The 19,928-nt window shown below is 56.6% G+C and carries 20 protein-coding genes; 10 read left to right on the forward strand and 10 right to left on the reverse strand.

The window, feature by feature from the left end; all coding sequences use genetic code 11:
* Window positions 1–60: 60 nt before the first annotated feature.
* Window positions 61–1,299, reverse strand: a complete 1,239-nt coding sequence (locus ABYA88_RS11240; protein ID WP_373187366.1) for an autotransporter outer membrane beta-barrel domain-containing protein — start codon at window positions 1,297–1,299, stop codon at window positions 61–63.
* Between the two features lie 545 nt (window positions 1,300–1,844).
* The gene (locus ABYA88_RS11245; protein ID WP_373187368.1) at window positions 1,845–2,732 is read right to left on the reverse strand and encodes an SDR family NAD(P)-dependent oxidoreductase; all 888 of its coding nucleotides are present in this window, start codon (window positions 2,730–2,732) and stop codon (window positions 1,845–1,847) included.
* 438 nt (window positions 2,733–3,170) lie between these two features.
* Here ABYA88_RS11245 and ABYA88_RS11250 point away from each other — a divergent pair, with 438 nt between their 5' ends.
* Entirely contained in the window at window positions 3,171–4,358 is a 1,188-nt protein-coding gene (locus tag ABYA88_RS11250) for a GGDEF domain-containing protein (protein WP_373187369.1), read from the forward strand.
* 90 nt (window positions 4,359–4,448) lie between these two features.
* On the opposite strand, the gene ABYA88_RS11255 is transcribed toward ABYA88_RS11250, so the two are convergent.
* Together ABYA88_RS11255 and ABYA88_RS11260 are read right to left on the reverse strand one after the other, a co-directional pair.
* On the reverse strand, window positions 4,449–5,555 hold the full coding sequence (locus tag ABYA88_RS11255) for a histone deacetylase (RefSeq protein WP_373187370.1): 1,107 nt from the start codon (window positions 5,553–5,555) through the stop codon (window positions 4,449–4,451).
* A gap of 113 nt (window positions 5,556–5,668) precedes the next feature.
* A complete protein-coding gene (locus tag ABYA88_RS11260) occupies window positions 5,669–6,607 on the reverse strand; it encodes a DUF808 domain-containing protein (protein ID WP_373187371.1) in 939 nt (312 codons plus the stop codon).
* Window positions 6,608–6,745: 138 nt separating this feature from the next.
* Between ABYA88_RS11260 and ABYA88_RS11265 the strand changes: the two genes are divergently transcribed.
* Entirely contained in the window at window positions 6,746–7,693 is a 948-nt protein-coding gene (locus ABYA88_RS11265; protein WP_373187372.1) for an endonuclease, read from the forward strand.
* 171 nt (window positions 7,694–7,864) lie between these two features.
* Here the strand turns inward: ABYA88_RS11265 and ABYA88_RS11270 are convergent, their stop codons facing one another.
* Both ABYA88_RS11270 and ABYA88_RS11275 read right to left on the reverse strand, forming a co-directional pair.
* Window positions 7,865–8,722 (reverse strand): SDR family NAD(P)-dependent oxidoreductase, encoded by an 858-nt coding sequence (locus ABYA88_RS11270; protein WP_373187373.1) that lies wholly within the window; start codon window positions 8,720–8,722, stop codon window positions 7,865–7,867.
* 141 nt (window positions 8,723–8,863) lie between these two features.
* Complete coding sequence (locus ABYA88_RS11275; RefSeq protein WP_373187374.1) at window positions 8,864–10,297, reverse strand: hypothetical protein; 1,434 nt, start codon at window positions 10,295–10,297, stop codon at window positions 8,864–8,866.
* 418 nt (window positions 10,298–10,715) lie between these two features.
* Here ABYA88_RS11275 and ABYA88_RS11280 point away from each other — a divergent pair, with 418 nt between their 5' ends.
* The 6 genes from ABYA88_RS11280 (at window position 10,716) to ABYA88_RS11305 (ending at window position 15,641) form a co-directional block, all read left to right on the forward strand.
* Complete coding sequence (locus ABYA88_RS11280) at window positions 10,716–11,723, forward strand: nitroreductase family protein (protein ID WP_373187375.1); 1,008 nt, start codon at window positions 10,716–10,718, stop codon at window positions 11,721–11,723.
* A gap of 170 nt (window positions 11,724–11,893) precedes the next feature.
* A complete protein-coding gene (locus ABYA88_RS11285) occupies window positions 11,894–12,142 on the forward strand; it encodes a DUF3297 family protein (RefSeq protein WP_373187376.1) in 249 nt (82 codons plus the stop codon).
* A gap of 16 nt (window positions 12,143–12,158) precedes the next feature.
* Window positions 12,159–12,638 carry a DUF1456 family protein gene (locus ABYA88_RS11290; protein WP_373187377.1) on the forward strand — a complete coding sequence of 160 codons (480 nt, stop codon included), beginning with the start codon at window positions 12,159–12,161 and terminating at the stop codon, window positions 12,636–12,638.
* A gap of 119 nt (window positions 12,639–12,757) precedes the next feature.
* Complete coding sequence (locus ABYA88_RS11295) at window positions 12,758–14,137, forward strand: L-serine ammonia-lyase (RefSeq protein ID WP_373187378.1); 1,380 nt, start codon at window positions 12,758–12,760, stop codon at window positions 14,135–14,137.
* Window positions 14,138–14,195: 58 nt separating this feature from the next.
* Window positions 14,196–15,212, forward strand: coding sequence for a homoserine dehydrogenase (locus tag ABYA88_RS11300; RefSeq protein ID WP_373187379.1), 1,017 nt, complete (start codon window positions 14,196–14,198; stop codon window positions 15,210–15,212).
* 33 nt (window positions 15,213–15,245) lie between these two features.
* Window positions 15,246–15,641 carry a DUF2007 domain-containing protein gene (locus ABYA88_RS11305; protein WP_373187380.1) on the forward strand — a complete coding sequence of 132 codons (396 nt, stop codon included), beginning with the start codon at window positions 15,246–15,248 and terminating at the stop codon, window positions 15,639–15,641.
* 68 nt (window positions 15,642–15,709) lie between these two features.
* On the opposite strand, the gene ABYA88_RS11310 is transcribed toward ABYA88_RS11305, so the two are convergent.
* The 3 genes from ABYA88_RS11310 to sohB all read right to left on the reverse strand — a co-directional run bounded on the left by ABYA88_RS11310 (window position 15,710) and on the right by sohB (window position 18,176).
* On the reverse strand, window positions 15,710–16,081 hold the full coding sequence (locus ABYA88_RS11310) for a hypothetical protein (RefSeq protein ID WP_373187381.1): 372 nt from the start codon (window positions 16,079–16,081) through the stop codon (window positions 15,710–15,712).
* Between the two features lie 79 nt (window positions 16,082–16,160).
* On the reverse strand, window positions 16,161–17,147 hold the full coding sequence (locus ABYA88_RS11315; RefSeq protein WP_373187382.1) for a YhdH/YhfP family quinone oxidoreductase: 987 nt from the start codon (window positions 17,145–17,147) through the stop codon (window positions 16,161–16,163).
* 9 nt (window positions 17,148–17,156) lie between these two features.
* Entirely contained in the window at window positions 17,157–18,176 is a 1,020-nt protein-coding gene (sohB, locus tag ABYA88_RS11320) for a protease SohB (protein WP_373187383.1), read from the reverse strand.
* 178 nt (window positions 18,177–18,354) lie between these two features.
* Between sohB and ABYA88_RS11325 the strand changes: the two genes are divergently transcribed.
* Entirely contained in the window at window positions 18,355–19,056 is a 702-nt protein-coding gene (locus ABYA88_RS11325) for a histidine phosphatase family protein (RefSeq protein ID WP_373187385.1), read from the forward strand.
* Window positions 19,057–19,114: 58 nt separating this feature from the next.
* A complete protein-coding gene (locus ABYA88_RS11330; RefSeq protein ID WP_373187386.1) occupies window positions 19,115–19,429 on the forward strand; it encodes an SCP2 sterol-binding domain-containing protein in 315 nt (104 codons plus the stop codon).
* Window positions 19,430–19,584: 155 nt separating this feature from the next.
* On the opposite strand, the gene ABYA88_RS11335 is transcribed toward ABYA88_RS11330, so the two are convergent.
* Window positions 19,585–19,928 (reverse strand): hypothetical protein (locus ABYA88_RS11335; protein ID WP_373187387.1); only part of this gene is annotated, 344 nt, incomplete at its 5' end.

Raw genomic sequence — 19,928 nt, forward strand, 5'->3', positions numbered from 1 at the left:
CCAATTAGCCCAAATTGAGGCGCTATTCCGTCTCAAGAATAGTGCCTCAAGGGGCGAGAATCAGAAACTGATTTGCACCCCAGCTACTGCTGAGCTGAAATTGTCAGTTGCATCAATGCTGGTGTTGTAATTCACGTACGCAGAGACGCCTTCGGTAATGCCCGCCTCAAGACCCAGGCCAACGCTGAAGTAGTCGCGGTCAGGATCGCTGGTCTCCAGGCGTGCACCGCCAACATTGAGACTACGCGCTTCATCACTGTATTCATGCTCCCAAGCCAGGCTCGCGCGTGGGGTAAAGACAGCAAAACCCGTCTGAATCTGCATGGATGTATCGACACCAAACATGGAACGCAATGATCTGGCGCGCTGATCGCTGACTTCATCTGCGTTGTCATACTGGTAGGCATCAATGTCACTGTAGACATACTGTACCCGTGCGAAGGGGTCCAGTGCGACGACGCCCAACTGGTTGTGATAGCCCAGGCCAAGCAGCAGTGACATCTCGTCTGCGTCAGTTTCCGCGCTGGATGCAGTATTGAGCTCGTAGCTTGCCCGCGTATAACCCAAAATTGCCTGAACATGGATCTGGTTGGTCAACTGATAGCTGCTGAACAGTGACAAGCTCGTAGCGGTACGGTTGATTTCGTCGATGGAGGCATCGAGGTGGCTGTCACCTTCCTCATGGCTCAATGCTGCTCCTACTACCATTTCTTCAGTCAGCTTGTGATCAAAGCCGGCGGTAATACGATTGCTGCGATAATTATAGCCTGGCTGAGTATCGCTGGCATTGACGTCATTTTCGTCATAGGAGGTCTGCAGGAAAAAACCATGCTGAGGATAAAGCGATGACTCACGCAGGCTGCCGAGACGCTGGCCCAGGGTGCGCGCAAGGGACTTGTTGGCGCTGATGGACAGGTCCCCCAGCAAAACATCCGCAGAGGTCAGTGGCAAGGTAACGAAATAGATCGCACCTGGGCCGGTGACCGTCGTGGTGAAGGTTCCCTCGTCACCCGCAGCGAAGCCTGTATCCACAATAATATAGCGGGTACCCGCAACCAGACTGATGTTCTCGATATCCGAGGTGCCGATGCCACCGTTGCCGTCATCGTCGCCAGCGACAAAGTTGGCAATCTGATCAAGCGGATCAAAATTGTTCAGGTACAGGAATAGATAGCCATCGTAGCCATTTTGTACCGAAGAGATCGAATAAAGTCCGTCGGAACCTACCCAAAGGTCCTGTGCTCGAAATTTAACCGGTCCAAGTCCGGAGCAACAGGTGCCCGCTGCAAAAGGCCTCACCCAAGAGCCAGACTCAGCAGAACTGATGTCGCCGCTGTAGCTGCCTGTGGCAGCCATGATTGGCGCGGAGATGGCTGCAGTTGCGAAGAGGGCAAATCGGATGGCGCTGCGTAAGCTCCGGACAGAAAGTGTTGTCATGTTTTTCTCGTTATTGGTGGAGGCACGAGTCTAGATTACGGCCAATACTGGCAATTGGACAGCAAATATTTATTTCTACCCGGATCCTATTTAACTGTCGCTCTAGAGGTTTCACAGCTGGATTGATTGCCTAGGTCAAAGCCACTTTAGAACCCTTTTACGCTAGGGAAAAAGCTGTCTTCGAGTAATTTGGGCCAGATGGAGATTTTCCCAACCAGGCGATAGCAGCCTGCGTTACTCTAACCAGGCCTGGCCGACAGACGGATCCGTTTTTGTAAAAGAAGGTACTGGCAGACGCTGAAGTAAGATCTCCTCTTTGATCCCGTCTCAAGGGTTTGCCGGGAGATGGCGCCTGGGGAGTAGTTAGTTGGGGACAGATCGGACTGACCCCGAATTCCCCTCATCGCTTAACCGAAACTGATAATCTCCTGCCCCGCCACATCGGCCAGCAACGGGCTGGCAGCGGCACGTTCAAATGCCTCATCGATGGCTTTGGCACGGGCTTGAGTGGTTGGGCGGTAGTTGGGATGGGTGAAGATGTACAGCTCCTTGGCGTTAAGGGCTTCCACTACGCGCTCGCCAACAATCTCGACCGGCAAACCGTTATCAATGATTTTTTGCATTTGCGCCGCCATCGCCGCTTGCTGTGGCGTGGCCTCGCGCTTGATGCTCTCACCTTTGTAGGCGCTTTGCTTGTTACGCGCGGACAGGTTGATGCGCGTTTTGACAAACGCCGGGCACAGCACAGATACCTGGATGTTATGTGGCTGCAGTTCGGCAAACCAGCTTTCCGACATACCCACAACGGCGACCTTGGTGGCTGTGTAGGCTCCACCGTAGGGTATGCCGCCCATACCGGCCATAGAGGCAACATTAAGCAGCCAGCCGCCTTCGCCGTGCTGCTTGATGTGGGGAATCATGACCTGGGTGCCGTTGATCACGCCCATCAGGTTAACGTCCATTACCCAACGCCACTCGGTGTTGTCTATTTGCTCGATGCTGCCGGTACCGCCGCCCACGCCCGCGTTATTGACCAGCATGTGAATTTTGCCAAAGCGTTCAATCGCCTGTGCGGCAAGCGCTTGCCACTGATCGATCTGGGTAACGTCCATCTGCGCGGTCAGTACCTCGATACCCGCCTGCATCAGTTCCTGTTCTGCGAGCTTCAACTGGTGAGCATCAATATCGCCCAACACGACGTTCATTCCTTGTTTGCCCATAGCCAGAGCAATACTTAAACCAATGCCCTCGGCACCGCCGCTGACAACAACAGTCTTACCTGCGAAATCATTCATGTTCTGCTCCTTTTGATGCTCGCCGCGGCCTGCGCACAAAGCGGCAGGATCGGGTGGCTGATGCTCGATCGATGCAATGTGCGCCTGATCTGCACTATCGGTACAGCACTATCTTTATCCATTATTCTCCAGCATAAGCCTCTGCAACCACATGCAGACCGTGCGATACGGGACTGTTGAAAATATCAATCGACGTCCCGGCTTGACGCAATAGCAGGTTTTGCCTTAACAACAGTGCCCCCTTCTGCGGCTAGTGCTATATTTTGTAGCCAAGGAAACCAACAATTGCGACAACACGCTGACGGCAACGGACTGCGGTAATCTGCGACCTCGACGTCAGATGCATCTGGTAAAGGGCTAAAAAATACAAGTGGTGTCCCTCTGCTCTCCCCCAGTTACACACTATCCGTGCCGCTCGGTCTGCGCGGGGCTTTACCCATGATCGCTCACACGCCAACCATCTTCGCCTCTGTGGCCTGGGTGGCACTGATCATGGCCTTTTGTCTGCTGGTAGTCGGCCGATTCAACCAGCGCGATGGCATGCTGACGGTGGGGGCCGGGTTGCTTGCTCACGCGTTGGCCTACGTCTGCTTCACCCTGTTCGGCCATGCCTCCCTGTGGCTTACCTATGCCGTGCCCAACTCGCTACTTGCGGTCGCAGTGGCTTTCTACACCGCGAGTATTTTCCGTATTGCCGATCACCGCGTACCCTGGCTCTGGCTGTTCAGCCTGCCACTGTGCCAGATAGTCCTGCTTACTCTACTGCTCAATACATTGGAGCCGCGCACACTGGTGGCCTCCGGGATCCTCATGCTCCAGTGCGCGTTCCTCATCCGCTGGGCAGCGCACTTCGCCCAGCCGGGCGGACGCGCTCATATTCTGCTGATTGTCGGCGCGAGCATCAGTTTGATAGGCATCCTTATCCGGGTGGTTTCCATTGTCGGAGGCAGCACTGTGGAGATGCGCTATGACGTCAGTAACCTCAGGCAATCCATATCTATAAGCATCGGCACGGTAACAGTGATGATGCTGTCGCTAGGATTGGTGCTGATGTCCAAGGAGCGCAGTGAGGCGGCTCTCAAGTTTCTTGCGCTGCGCGATGCCCTCACCGGCATACCCAACCGACGAGCCATTCTGGAAGAGCTTGAGCGTGAAATTGAGCGGGCGCGGCGGACTGAAACCAGTCTGGCCATCGTTATCATCGACCTGGATCACTTCAAGGACATCAACGACCAGCATGGACACCTGGCTGGCGATGAGGTGTTGCGGCACTGCGTTGAACAGATGAAAAAAAGACTGCGGCAGACCGATCGTCTGGGTCGCTACGGCGGAGAAGAATTCCTTCTGATAATGCCCGGCACCACAGTGGAGGGCGCCATGACAGCGGTAGAAGATCTGCGCCAGGCCATTTCAGACAATCACACGCAGTTTGGCGAGCAAAGCATTCCCCAGAGCTTCAGCGCTGGCGTCTGGGTCGGTTTGCCAGGCGCAATAGACGATGGCAACAGCCTGATCGCTCAGGCAGATGCTGCGCTGTATGAATGCAAAGCGGCAGGACGCAATACAGTGCGCTTGGCTGGTGGAAAGCTTATTAACGCAGGCACTACAGCGGCTTTCACTACCTAACCTGACAGCACGAAAAAATAATCGTGATCCGCGGTCAGGTCTTGCCTTTTGCTAGTGCGAAACCCTGGCAGTCGCTTGCAGGTTGATGCCCTATTCTTCGTCCTCGTCGCTGAACGCAGACCGGTGAAATTCGATAGCCTCTTCCGCCTCCTTCATACCGGGTTCCACCAGTTCCGGAACCTCAGCCCCGGCAAGTACTTCAAGAACGGCGTGAACGCCCAGGGACAATGACTTCAGGTTGTAACCACCCTCCAGCACCAGGGCCAACCTTCCATCGCAGTGCTTGTCGGCGATTTCCTGAATGATTCTGGTGATGACCCTGAACCCATCGTAGGTCAGGTTCAAGGCCATGTCGTTGCGGTGGGGATCAAACCCTGCAGAAACCAGTATCAGGTCGGGTTTGAAGTAGTCCGCAGCCGGCACCAGGATTTCCCGGTAGATTTTCTCGAAGGCAATATCTCCGGCGGTTTCTGGAAGCGGTACATTGATTGTGTAGCCTTTACCCAGTCCGGCCCCCACATCGGTTATGTGACCGGAACCGGGGTAAAACGGTGCAGCACAATGGGTATCGAAGAACAGAACGTCGGGGTCTGCCCAGAAAATCTCCTGGGTGCCGTTACCATGATGTGCGTCCCAATCGATTATCAGAATCCGCTCGCAGCCCAGCTTGGCCTGCGCGTGTGCGGCGGCAACAGCAACGTTGTTGAGCAGACAAAAGCCCTGCGCTCGCACCGGCTCGGCATGGTGCCCAGGCGGCCGCACAAGGGCGAAGGCGCTTTGCGAGTCGCCATTGACGACGCTTTCCACCGCCGCGATGGCGTTTCCGGCCGCCAGGGAGGCCGCCTTGATACTGTCTGGCGATACGGCGGTAGTGTCTTCATCCAGCCAGGCTCGCTGACCGGACAGGGAGAACAGGTGGTCCAGGTAGGACGTCGTGTGCACGCGCGCCAGCTGCTCGTAGCTGGCACTCACGCCTGACTTGAAGCTGACCCCGGGTATCGGATTTTGCTCCAGATACTCAGTGATCGCCTTCAGCCGTCCCGGGTGCTCCGGATAGCTCCACTTGAAATTCAGCCCCTGGAGGATTGTTCTGACCCGCTTTTCTACCCGGCTGGGCACAAAGGGCAGATCTACCTCGGGGTTGTGTCCGAGCATTCCTTGATCGAAAAATACGCTTACGCTGCGATCGCCTATCACACCATCTCCTTTAAGCTGACAAAAAATCAGGTCCAGACTTACTGGTCGATCTCTACCAGCAGTCTAGTCGCTTTAGCGAACAAGGGGATAAGGCGACACGAATGGACAGACTTTTACATTCCCGGCTTGCCATGCCCCTGTTTTCCATAAAGCCGGCCTGCCAACGTCACAACGCCGAGGATCGCCGCACCCGCCAGTATGCCGAACAGCGCATCGAGGAGCGTTGGCACCAATCCGCCCAACACCGAGCCAATATAGGGCAGCGCCAGGGTAAACTCGGCACTGGTTAGAATCGCATGATGCACAGCACCGAAGCCGTGAGTAAGAATGCCGCCACCGACCATGAACATCGCTGCCGTGCCGACGACTGACAGGGTTTTCATCAACCAGGGCGCGATAAAGAGTATCGCGTTGCCGATACTCGCTACCCAGGCGCCGGTCTTCTGGCTCAACAAGAGGCCGAGATCATCCAGCTTGACGATGCCGGCAACCAGTCCGTAGACGCCAATGGTCATGATCAATGCAATGCCTGACAGCACCAGGACCTGCTGCAGGAATGGCGCACCGGCCACTGTGCCGAGAGTGATCGCAATGATTTCTGCAGACAGAATGAAGTCAGTTCTTACCGCCCCACTGATCTTTTTCTTCTCGAAAGCCACCATATCCACGTTCGGATCAGCCAGCGCCCTGATCGTTTCGGCGTGCTTTGGCGTATCGTCATGCAGAAACCGGTGCGTCAGTTTCTCGAAGCCTTCGTAGCAGAGGAACGCGCCGCCCAGCATCAGTAATGGCGTCACCGCCCAGGGAATGAACGCACTGATCAATAACGCAGCGGGAACCAGGATTAACTTGTTGCGCAAGGAGCCCTTGAACACGGCCATCACTACCGGCAATTCCCGGAGCGGTTTTACACCCGTCACTTGCTGCGCGTTAAGGGCAAGGTCATCACCTAGCACACCGGCGGTTTTCTTGGCGGCGATTTTGGTCATGATAGAGACGTCATCGAGGATGGTGGCAATATCATCGATCAGCGCAAGCAGGCTGGAGGCCAAGGGGTGAATCTCCTATTCGTTGGGAATAATTGGCACCTGAACAGAGGCCAGAACAGCGCCCGCAGTGTCAAAGAGATCAAGTATACTCCCGCCCAGAAGTAGCCGGGCCCCCGGTTGTACATTGCTATAAGCCGTTCAATGTATCGATTTAGCCGTTACGGGCTTGGCGCCTCCCTGCTGGCGCTGTGGTTACTCAGTAGTGCGCTGTTTGCCGCTCCAGTTTCCTTCGAGGCCGCCAAGACCCAGGCCCGCGAGCAGGTCTACCATGATCGCAGCGCCCTCGGCAGCCTCTACTGTGGCTGCAACTGGGAGTGGACCGGACGCTCCGGCGGTCGCCCTGACCTGCAGGCCTGCGGTTACCAGATACGCGCTCAGCCCAACCGCGCCCGGCGCATCGAGTGGGAACATATCGTCCCAGCTTCGCTGTTCGGGCAACAGCGCCAGTGCTGGCAGCAAGGCGGGCGCAGCAACTGCAAGCGCACCGACCCGCTGTTCAATCGCATGGAAGCTGACTTGCACAACCTCACCCCGACCGTCGGCGAGGTCAACGCAGACCGCAGCAACTACCGCTTTGGCGTGCTGCCCTCGGCGCAGCGACAGCATGGGCGCTGCGACTTCAAGGTGGACTTCAAGGCGCGTGTTGCCGAGCCGCGTGACGCGGCCAAGGGGCAAATCGCCCGCACCTACTTTTATATGCACGATCATTACGACCTGCGGCTGTCGGAGCAGCAGCAACGACTGTTGATGACCTGGGACAAGCAGTTGCCGGTCAGCGAATGGGAACAGTTGCGCAACCAACGTATCAGCCGCCTGATGGGCCACGACAATCCCTTTGTCAGCGGCACGCGTTACTGGACCCTGCACCACCGCAATCAGGCGGCCGGGCTCAAAAGCGAGGCAGCCAAAATCACTTCAGAAGCACCGGAAACAAATGTCGGGGTGCGCGGTAACCGTCGTAGTCAGCTGTATCACCTGTCAACCGGCTGTGCAGGGTACACGCAGATTGGTGAGAACAACCGGGTCGAATTCGGCTCTGAACAGGAAGCCATTGCCCAGGGTTTTCGCAAGGCTGGCAACTGCCGCTGAGAGCACTGGCAGACCTTGCTCCACCTCGCGCACACGTTGCTGCAGCTCAAACTGCTCTGCCTCCTGGGCGCTCTCTCCATCGAACTCGACGCGCACCAGGGATTGGGACGAAACGAGATGCAGGAGTGGCTGCAGCTTGCACTATTCCCGCGCAAGTCGAATTGGAGCCTATCAGTGCCTGTTCACCGCATCGGGATCCACCGAGGCACCGGCCCCCAGTTCAGCCCGCACCTTGGCCAGGCGCGCGCCTTCCTTTGAGGTGATCATGAAGAGCTTTTCCGGATCAGCGGTGCGCAGCTGCAACGCGCCCTGTTCCATACCCTCGGCCACCACGATGTCATGCTCACGAGCTGCCAGGCCATCGAGAATGGTCTTTGCAGCATCCTCCGGATCAATGCCATTGTCGATGTTGGTATCCGAACGGCCGCGCGCCGTGCCAGCACCTTCCAGCGCGTTCCTGGCGATGTCAGTACGCACCGAGCCGGGCAGAATGATACTGACGCCAATGCCGTAGGCCTCTTCCACTTCCGCCCGCAGCGCTTCGAAATAGCCGACCACCGCGTGCTTGGCCCCGCAGTATCCGGTTCTCAGCGCGGTACCGACCTTGCCTGCTACCGAACTCACCACCGCCACCTGTCCGCTGCCCTGTTCGACCATGCGTGGCAACAGTTCCTGAGTCAGCGCCAGCGGTGCCAGGTAATCGACTTCGATCAACTGGCGGTAGACTGAAAAAGAGGTATCCAGCGCCAGGCTGCGCTGGCTGATCCCGGCATTATTGATCAGCAGATCAACGCGTCCACGCCAGCTCCAAGCCTGCTCCACCAGTTCCGGCAGGCGCGCATAATCGGTGGTTTCAAAGGGCAACACCAACGTCCGCTCGGGCGCCAGATCGGCCACGGCCTGCAAAGCCTCGGCGCGGCGACCGGAAAGAATCACCTCCGCGCCCTGTTCTAACAGGGCCTTGGCCAAGGCCTCGCCAATGCCTGAAGAGGCACCAGTAATCCACACGACCCGGGATGCATATGACATGACTGTTCTCCGTTGACAGCGGGCCGCGAGCGGCGCGCAAAGGGGCAAAGTACTACCTGCACGAGGGCATGTCTGTCTCATGCATGACAGTCGCTCCCTGGGGGACGAACATATCCAGCGATGAAGTTCGTCAGCCGCGGATTACTTTGACTCTTTTTTATCAAACACGCTGACTACACGCCGGTACCAGGGTGCAGCAAACTGCTCCTCGGGCGTCGGCCAGTTGGTTTTCTTGCTTTCGCACTTCACTATTCCGCTCGCTCCCAGCCGCAAACGCCAGCGCTGCGCAGTAGAGAATGCTTTGCCAACCTCGGTGTGCACCACTAGCAGATCGTAGTCCTGCTGTTTTTCGATGGGGTGTGCCTCTATGTTCGCCGCGGGATCGTTTTCGTCAGCGCTGACAAACAAACGGTGCTTGCTTGCCTGAATCATCTCGCACAGTTGCTCGCAGTTCAGGCTCAACCGTTCCTGGATTTCCTCCTGCTTGAGCGCGTCCTTGTCCAGGCTCAGCTCGGAACGGTAACAAATGATCTGCCGCTCCTCGTTGGTTGCCCAGTCGCCGGAATAATCGAGTACCTGACGTGGCAACTCGGGGAGCCGTCGGTAGTCGAGCCAGACCTTCTGCTGAGCCAGCAATTTCTTGGTGTAGGGCATGAACAGGCGGATCTTCCAGCGCGGTTTTCCCTTGCGCAACCACCGCGTAATTCCCGAGATCATATCTTCACGCAGCAGGTCGCGAACGGCATATACGAACGCGATGCCGAGCAAGAGCGCCAGGGAAAGTTGTTCGCTGGCGTCCCGCGCATTGAACAGAAAGTAGGTAAACAGCGACATGATCAACATGGTCGACGCTGCCTTGACCAGCTTGCGAGTGCCAGCACCCAGCTCGGTGACCTTGGAGCGCAGGAGTACCGGATATTCAAGCAATCTGTGATACAGACTCATGCGGTTCCAGACTCGGTTCGGCGCACCGCGGAAGTCGCTGAGGTAGTCACGTTCCTTGCGGTACTTATGCTCGTTGCGCAAAAACTCCGCTACGGCATCTTTCAGCTCCTCATCCAGCTTGGCGAAGCCTTCATGGGACATGCATTCCAACAGAAACTGCTCTGCGTACCAGGAAAAGTAGACATCCATCTGCCGGAAATAACGCTGCTGGTTGCTCTGCTTCGGACTGGTTTTGCGCAGCCGCAGGGCAAAGTGTTGACTCAAACGGAGAGACCGTTTGAGCGGTTCGTCGAAATTCTCGGCGACCTGGATTTGCTGGCGCAGGCGATCAATCGAAGCACGGTACTGGAACAGCCAGGAGCCGTAGGTAATTTCGTAGTAGGGAGAAAGGAGCACGAAGGAGCGGTCCGCCTTGCCAGCGCGATCCTTGTCCGGCAGGCCCAGCAGGCCCAGCAGACCGAAGCGATGCTCGAGGGAAGTGAAGAAAAACTGCTGCTCACTCAGGCTCCACGGCGTCAGAGTGCTGTCGTGCGGCGTGAACAGGTACACCTCGACCTTATGCCGACCTGACTTTTTCAGGGTACGGGTCAACTGCAGCCGGTAGTCGCCCTTGCGCTTGAGTGAGTACACGCCCCCTCCCCTGACATGAGACCGATAAGCCGCGAAATCCGGAACTACACCGAGTAGCTCTGCGCGCACTGCAAAGCTGAATTGACCGGAAGATTCAGGCCTGATCGATATCATGTGATCAGCCTGTTTTCGATCCCCACTCAGCCCCGAAGTTAGCGCTATCCTAGCATAGAGGCCCGCCGTGACCGGGGTCAGGTCATGCTCGACCCGCTGCGCCAGGACTATTTCGAGTTGCTGGCAGATATGCCCGGCGATGAGGCGGCCTCAAATCAGCATTTCTTCGAGAAGGAAACAGATTGAGCTGACCACGATCGTATCCCGCTCAGTAGACGGTGGAATACCGCCTATTATTAATGATGCGCTCACCTGATGGTCGACGAGCGACGAGGCATTTGAGTCCAGCTTACCAGGAGCCGTAATGACCTACTCTAAGCGCATAGATGAGATTTGGCGGTGCCCCGGTCCGGATGACTCGGCTGATAATTACCGAGCGCTGGCGCATTGTGCGACCCTGGCCGCCTCCAGCCACAATACCCAACCCTGGAGATTCAAGCTCGATCAGGACCGGATCACTATTCTGCCGGACTTGTCGCGGCGCTGCCCCGCCGTGGATCCAGACGATCACCATTTATATGCAAGTCTGGGTTGTGCCGCTGAAAACATTATCGTGGCCGCGCCAGCCTTCGGGTTGACGGGTCACTACTGCTATAACGCTTCGGTGCCAGCTGTACAAATCGACTTTGAGCCAACGCCTGTGGTTCGATCCTCTTTGTTTGACGCCATTGCGGACCGGCGATGCAGTCGCGTCGAATTTGACGGATCTTCGCTTGATACCGATCAACTCAGCCTATTGAAGGATGCCGCGCGTGGCCAGGGCGTCTCCACCATGTTCATCACAGACAAGCATCAGAAAGAGCGCATTAGCGATTACGTCGCGCAAGGCAATAGCGCACAGTTTGCTGACAAGGCCTGGAGGGCGGAATTGAGATCGTGGATTCGTTTCAGTGCCAGAGAAGCAGTGCATTCCAACGATGGCCTTTACGGGCCCGTAATGGGAAATCCTTCTGTGCCACGATGGCTCGGTCTTCTATTCATGCGGTTTACGTTCTCCGCCGAACGCCAGAATCAGAAAGACATTTGCCACATCCAGAGCTCAGCCGCTGTAGCGATAATATCGTCCGAGGTGGATGACAAGCAGCACTGGATTGAGGCCGGGCGGTGTTACCAACGTCTTGCCCTTCAGGCGACGGCGCTGGGCTTGCGCACAGCCTTCATCAATCAACCCGTCGAGGTAGCCGCTCTGCGCGCTGATTTTGCCCGCGAGCTGGGATTGGGCGATAGACGCCCTGATCTCATAGTTCGCATTGGCCGTGGCCCCGAAACGCTCCACTCGTTGCGACGCCCGGTGGCGGAGGTTCTTGTTTAAGGCGCTTTTTTGTAGCTGTCCTATGCTTCTCGCAAAATCCGGATCAGGTCTTGTCTTATGCCCCCCGCCTACTCCACGTCATTCTGGCTGCGCTGAAACTTGCGGCGGTTCTTGAGCGCCAGTTCTTTACTCTCTAAGATACTGCCTTTATTCCAGCTCAGGACTACCGCATGAACGATACCAAATCGCTACCTCCTTTACCGGACAGGCTGTCGACCAATCCCCGCAGCCCCCATTATGTTGAAGAGATTTTCGAACATGATATTGGCATTATGCTGAACGGCAAAGAGCGCACCAACGTCGAGGAGTATTGCATCAGCGAAGGTTGGATCAAAACCCCTTCCCCCAAGGCATTGGATCGCCGCGGCCAGCCAATACTGATCACGCTGAAAGGCAAGGTCGAAGCCTTTTATAGTTAAAAACAGGAATTGCATTTTGACCAACAATGATATTTTACGGCGCTTACGTTATACCTTTGATTTAAAAGACAGCGCTGTGATCGACATACTCGCGCTGGGCGATATTGACGTGACCGAAGAGCAGGTAGCGGCCTGGTTAAAAAGAGAGGAAGACGACGGCTTTCTCGAGATGAGTGACCGTGAAATGGTCGCTTTTTTAAATGGCTTTATTAACCTCAAGCGAGGCAAGCGTGATGGCGCGCAACCGCCGCCTGAAGAGCGCCTCAACAATAATATGGTAATGCAAAAATTACGGATCGCTCTCAATTTGCAAGCTGAAGGCGTTCTAGAGATATTGGAGTTAGCCGATTTCCGTTTAAGCAAGCATGAGTTAAGTGCTTTTTTCCGCAAGCCTGCCAACAAGAATTATCGCGAATGCAAAGATCAGGTCCTTCGCAGGTTTTTGCTGGGCCTTCAACTTCAATTCAGACCCGGTGAAACTGCTCCAGAACTATAATAAAACCGTTCACTTGAAGACATTGGAATAAAGACGACAGATTTATTAAACCCCGCTGCAAAACCCGATATTCAAGGGCGTGCTAAGCTCTCCTGATACCCCACGAATGCAGGGCCACCATGTTCATCAGTGTGCTGGATCTGTTCAAAATCGGTGTCGGGCCGTCGAGTTCCCATACGGTCGGGCCCATGGTTGCCGCCCATGATTTTATCGGGCGGATAAACGAGCAGGCATTCGATGGTGAAACACTGCAGGGTGCCACGATCCACTGCACGCTCAAAGGGTCTCTGGCCTATACCGGCAAAGGCCACTGGACCGACCGGGCTGTTGCCCTGGGATTGCACGGTTACCTTCCTGCCGGTCTTGTAGATACTGATGTACAGGATCTGGTAGCTCAGCTCTGGCGAAGCGACCGCATCGAGCTGGATCACAAGCGCACGCTTATGTTCAATCCCGCTCGCGACATCGTTTTTGATATGGGAAAGCCTCTACCGCAGCACCCCAACGGCATGGTTTTTGAGCTGAGGAGCGGTGAAGACACGTTACTGTTCTCGGGAACCTATTTTTCCATCGGCGGCGGCTTCATCAACACCCTGGCTGAAATTGACCAGCTGCAGGCCCCCCTGAAATTTGCAGCAGCCGACTCTTCAACCTATCCCTTCGATTCGGCAAATGCCTTACTGGCGCTCGCTGACATGCATCAGCTCTCCATTGCTCACATGAAGCGGGCCAACGAGCTCGAGCATCTGGACGAGAGCGAGCTCATTGCGGGGCTGGATAACATCTGGCGCGCCATGCGGACCTGCATCGAGAGTGGCTTGGCGACAGACGGCCTGCTGCCGGGTGGGCTGGACATCCCTCGTCGAGCCAAGGGCCTCTACCAGAGTATAAAAAACAAGCCAGAGACGGCGAATATCAATGACTGGCTCTGTGCTTATGCCATGGCCGTTAACGAGGAAAACGCTGCCGGCAATATGGTTGTGACGGCGCCTACCAACGGGGCGGCCGGCGTGATACCGGCGGTGCTGTATTACTTTGTGAACCACGAGCAGGGTACGCAGGAGCAGGTCAGGAATTTTCTGCTGACGGCCAGTGCCATTGGTGGCCTGATCAAACAACGCAGCTCGATCTCGGGTGCCGAAGTTGGCTGCCAGGGCGAAGTCGGCTCAGCCGCCGCCATGGCTGCCGCCGGTTTGTGTGAGGTACGAGGCGGCACCGCCCAGCAGGTAGAGAACGCCGCAGAGATAGCGCTGGAGCATCACCTGGGCATGACCTGCGATCCGGTAAAGGGGTTGGTCCAGGTGCCCTGTATAGAACGCAACGGCTTTGGCGCCATCAAGGCCTATGCGGCGGCTTCGCTGGCGCTGCGCGGTGATGGAAAGCACTTTATGCCGCTGGATAATTGCATCGAGGCGATGCGCAAAACAGGGCTGGAGATGTCCTACAAGTACAAGGAAACGTCTCTCGGTGGGCTCGCGGTCAGCATCACAGAATGCTGAATAAAATCAGGGTTTGCCATGCCGGCATCCGATTGACACCTCTGTTCGAGATACCTGCATGACGAGATGGAACATTGCGATCACCGGTTTTGGCGCCATTGGTAAAGGCGTTGCTCAGATCATCCAGGAGCGCCGGCAGCGCTATCGGGAGCTTTACGATGCCGATGTACGCATCGTCGGGGTCTGCGGCTCGCGCGCGGGATTGATTGATCACAATGGGCTGGATTGGAGCAGCGATGCAGGGCTGACTTTGCGACCCGGTGAAACCGGTCCCGGTTTTGTACAGCGTGCGCAGGCTGACGTTCTGATCGAAGCCGGGCCGACCGATTTCGAGACTGGCGGCCCGGGATACACCTATATCAAAGAGGCCTTGTCGCAAGGCACACACGCCATATGCATCTCGAAAGGGGCGTTAGTTTTCGACTATGCAGGGCTGGCTGAACTGGCTCGAGCCAATGCTGTACAGCTGAAAATCAGTGGCGCCACATCCGCAGCCCTCCCCACCATCGATCTGCTGCAATACAACCTGGCCGGGTGTCAGATCCTGGAAGTGGAAGGCATCCTCACCGGGACAACCAACTTTGTTCTCGACAGCATGATGAGCGGCATGGGCTTTGCTGATGCCGTGATCGAGGCTCAGCACCTAGGCTATGCCGAACCTGACCCGCGATTCGATGTGGAAGGTTGGGATACCGCCTGCAAGGTCAATATCCTGGCCAACGCCGCCTTTGGCGCTTGCCTGAAACTGCAGGATATTCCCCGTGACGGCATCGACCAGATCACCCCTGCAGATATTCAACGCTGGAAAGCCGAGGGCAAGGTGCCGAAGCTGGTCGGGCGCATCCAGAACGAGACTGGTAATGTGCGTGCCAGCGTTGAGCTCAAGACCTATCCGTTCGATCACCCCTTCGCCCGGGTCGACGCCACAATGAAGGCTGTTCGCGTGGCGACAGATGTGATGGGTGAAATCACCGTGATGGGCGTCACCGGCCCGTCAGCGACAGCCGCCGCAGCACTGAAGGATTTCGAACATCTGCTGATAGCCGATGTTCACTGTATGCCACGAGCCACTTAACAGGACGCAGCTGCTTGCTGCCGACACCCCCTTATGCTGATCACTATTTCCCGCTACAGCCTCCCCTATGAGGCCCACATTGCCAAATCCCGTCTGGATGCAGAAGGCATACCCGCGTTTATCGCCGATGAGCATACGATCAATATGCAGTGGCTTTACTCCAATGCGATGGGTGGCGTGAGGCTGCAGGTGCCCGAACCCTATGCCGAAACGGCAGTCAGGCTGCTGGCCGAGGATCGGGAGGAGGATCTGGTCGAGCTGGTAGGAGCCGATGAACAGGCCTGTCCGCATTGCGGCAGTGAGGATACGGAATACCACCAGATCGGCCGTCGCTGGGCCTTTCTGATGTTTCTGGGAATCAACTTCCCGCTATTCCCGGTCAGGGACGGGATCAAGTGCAATGCATGCGGGAAGATTTCCAGAATGTAGAGTCTCGTTCTCCCGTCGGTATCAAGTTACGTAATCAAGGCACCGTTAAGATGAGGTGCGACCCCCTGTCACAAGCCCAGATACTCGGCGATCAAAAATGCCTCGCCGGGGCCCTCCTGTTTGCCGAAATAACTGACCGGCTCGCGCGTGTCCTCCTCGATATAACCGACCTCGCAATCGATGTCATATTTCCTGGCAAGGCTGTTGAACAGATTCACCGGAAAGTTGAGATGAATGTTCTTCTTTACCGGCTGGGTAATGCCCAGTTGCCAGTCTTCAACATCGTCGCTTGCGCACTCATTGATCAGAGTGACGTCATTGGCTTCGTTGGCATCCACGTAAGCTTGTAGTGCCGCTTGCAGCTCTGGCAGGTTCTGCTTCAGCTTCTTTTCCTGCTTTTCGTCAAGGCGATCGCACGCGACGAGAACGTATATGAGCATCTGAATATTCCGATTTGGCTTTTGCGCGACCAGTGTACACGCGGCATTGCTGCTCGCGATCCGCTGGCAAGATCACACCTTAATCCAGCTTGACCACCACGCGCCCGACCATCTTGCCACCGAGAATACGCTCGATCTCGGCGGGCAGGTCGTCCAGCCCGACTTCGTGCTCCAGTGCGGTCAGATCGGTCTTCCACTGCAGTGAAAGCCTGTCCCACATCGAGGCCTTGACTACCAGCGGTTGCTCGACGGAGTCGACGCCCAGAAGGTTGACGTTACGCAGAATGAACGGCAGTACGCTGCCCTGGAACTGGGTGCCGGCAGTCAGGCCACAGGTGACGACGCTGGCGCCATAACGCAGGGACTTGACCACGTTGAACAGGATGTCGCCACCGACGGTATCCACTGCACCAGCCCACTGCTCTTTCAGCATGGGCTTTTCCTTGCCGGCTTCGAGGGTGGTGCGGTCTACGATCTGCTTGGCGCCGAGCTTGAGCAGGAAGTCTGCCTCTAGTGCCTTGCCGGTAGATGCGGCGACTTCGTAGCCGAGCACCGAGAGCATCGCCACTGCAATGCTGCCCACACCGCCTGTGGCGCCGGTGACCAGTACCTGACCCTGGTCGGGCGAAAGGCCTGCCTGCTCGAGCTTGTCGATGCACAGGGCGGCAGTGAGGCCTGCGGTGCCCAGCAGCATGCTGTCACGTAGTGACAAACCTTCGGGGCGCTTGAGGACCCAGGCAGCGGGTACGCGGATGTACTGGCCGTAGCCGCCGGCGGTGTTCATGCCCAGGTCGTAGCCGGTCACTATCACTTCGTCGCCAACGCTCAGCTCAGGCACCGAGGAAGCTTCAACCACACCTGCGGCGTCGATGCCAGGCGTATGCGGATACTGCTTGGTTACGCCCTTGTTACCCGAGGCGGAAAGCGCATCCTTGAAGTTGAGCGAGGAATACCTTACGCGAATCAGTACCTCGCCAGGGGGCAGGTCGTCTACGTGCCGCAATGCGACACGGGGTACGTACTTGCCGTCTTCTTCGGTGACAACGAGAGCTTTGAATTCAGACATGTTTTTCTCCTACCAGAAACGCTGATTGTGAAAGCGCGACGCCCAGGTCAGCAGCAAGCGGTCGACGGTTGCCGACATGCCCACCGACAGTTTGTCCTGCAGGCGTTTACGCTGCACATAATGCACCTCGAAGACGTCCGCTTCGTGGATCATGCGACTAATGTACTGGTCACTGGTGGTAATTTCATCTGCCAGTGCCTTCTCCAGCGCCTCGGTGCCAAACCAGATTTCCCCGGTGGCTACCTCGGACACATCCAGCTGCGGCCGATACTTGCCGACAAAGGATTTGAACAGGCGATGGATGTTTTCCAGGTCCTCCTGGAACTTCTCGCGGCCCTTCTCGGTATTCTCGCCAAACAGGGTCAGCGTGCGCTTGTACTCGCCGGCGGTGAGCATCTCGTAGTCAACATCGTGCTTTTTCAGTACACGATTGAAGTTCGGCATCTGCGCGACCACTCCGATCGAGCCCAAAATCGCAAAGGGCGCCGCCAGCACCCTGGTACCGATACAGGCCATCATGTAGCCGCCGCTGGCCGCGACCTTGTCGACACAGACGGTAAGCGGTACGCCTGCCTCGCGGATACGCACCAGTTGCGACGCCGCCAGCCCGTAGGCATGCACCATGCCGCCGCCGCTTTCGACCTTGACCACAATCTCGTCCTTGTCGGTGGCCAGTTCCAGCACCGCGGTGACTTCGTGGCGCAGGTTTTCCAGCGCGCTGGCCTTGATGTCGCCATCAAAGTTGAGCACGAACACGCGCCTGCCACGTTCGGTCGACTTTTCCCGCGCCTTCGCCTTGGCCTTGCGTGACTTGACCAGCGCTTTCAGCGCCGATTTGTTGAGTATTGTCTGCTCCAGCTTCTCGGTCATGCGCTGCAGCTGCTCGTTCAGGCGCACCACAGTGAGCGTGCCCTCCTCATGCTTGTTGCGAGTCTTGAGCAAGGCGATCAGCGAGACGATCAGAAAGACCACCACAACAAAGGTAAACGACTTGGCGAGAAACATCGTGTACTCAGCTATCCATTCCACAAGCGCACTCCAGAAAGTTCTAAATCGAGGGTGTAAATGTCAGAGAACAAGCATACAGGATGAACCCGGACTGAGGCGCGGGGCACCGCAAGATGATTCAAACAAGCGTATGGTTTACTGTTGACACCTTCCACGCCGCCCCATACCCTCATATCTTGTTTTCAAGACAGGTGACAACGTGGGCAGCATTTATCTGATAAGGCACGGCCAGGCTTCGCTGGGCGCTGCAAACTACGACGTACTGTCCGAGCTGGGCATCAAGCAATCAAAACTGCTTGGCCAGTTCGCGCATTCCAATGGTCTCAAATTCGACCGCTCCTACGCGGGTGAAATGCAGCGCCAAATCGATACCGGCAGCCACGCCCTCGCCGAGATGCCAGGCTCGGGTACTGAGATCCTGATCGAGCCGGCGTTCAACGAATACGCCGCAGACGAAGTCATGCGCGCCTACCTGCCCCACCTTGAACAGAGCGAGCCAAAGGCAAGGCATTTTGTCGAGAACGCCGGCGAGTACCGCAAGGAGTTCCAGAAGGTCTTCAGCCAGGTAATCACCATGTGGATTACCGAGAAAAACGACGTTCCCGGCTGTGAGCCCTGGTCCGCTTTTGTCGCTCGCGTGAAGGAAGGCCTGGCCCGCGTTATGGAACAGGCGGGGCGCGGCGAGAACATCGCAATCTTTACTTCGGGCGGCACCATCACCGCTGCCTTGCAACTGATCACGGAAATGCCGGCCACCAGCGCCTTCGAGCTGAACTGGCAAATAGTGAATACCTCTGTAAGCCGTCTACAATATGGTAGAAGCAAGATCAGCCTGGCCTCGTTCAACAGTCAGGCGCACCTTGATGTCCACCAGCAGCCAGACTGGGTCACTTACAGATAACCAACGGCAACTGGCTTCAGCCTGTTGCCCCTCAAGCATCGAAAACAAGGACTTAGACATGAGCAACGTTGCAGAAATTACCCAGAAGATGGAAGAGAAGTTCAACCCGTCCGCCGCTGCCGGTCTGGACCTGGTTTTCCAGTTCAACATCGAAGACGACAGCAACTTCAACGTCACCATCAAGGACGGCACCTGCGCCATCGCCCATGGCGACGCCGCTGCTCCCAACGTTACCCTGATCATGGATAGCGACACCCTGAACGGTGTAATGACCGGCGAGACCGACGGCATGCAGGCCTTCATGGCTGGCAAGCTGCGCGCCGAAGGCGACATGATGCTGGCTCTGAAGCTGGGCGAACTCTTCCCGGCGTAAGAAGCAGAAGCAGTACAAAAAACCGGAGCCAATGCTCCGGTTTTTTTATGTTCGGTGTTTGTTCAAGCCGCGAAGTGCCCTGAAGCTCCAAATGGATCCCCGCGTTCGCGAGGATGACGTGTGGGGAGAGCTTGGCGGTATTCCTGAAACTCCGATCAGATCCCCGCATTCGTGAGGATGACGTGTGGGGAGAGCTTGGCGGTATTCCTGAAACTCCGATTAGATCCCCGCATTCGCGAGGATGACGGCTGGGGAATGCGCGAATGACGGTTGAGTATGCGCGGATCACGGTAGAGTGTGCGCAGATCACGGTTAAGTATGCGCGGATCACGGCTGGGTATGCGCGGATCACGAGTGACTGGGACATCGTCATTCTCGCGAACGCGGGAATCCATTTTCGGCCCTACCAATGCACACCAGCCGATACCTAGGCTTACCATCCTCGGCTTGAATTCGCCTTTGAACCTGGACGGCACGCTCCAAGCTGAATTGGCCGGAA

This window comes from Halopseudomonas sp., assembly GCF_041579695.1.
In the GTDB taxonomy this organism is placed as follows: Bacteria; Pseudomonadota; Gammaproteobacteria; order Pseudomonadales; family Pseudomonadaceae; genus Halopseudomonas.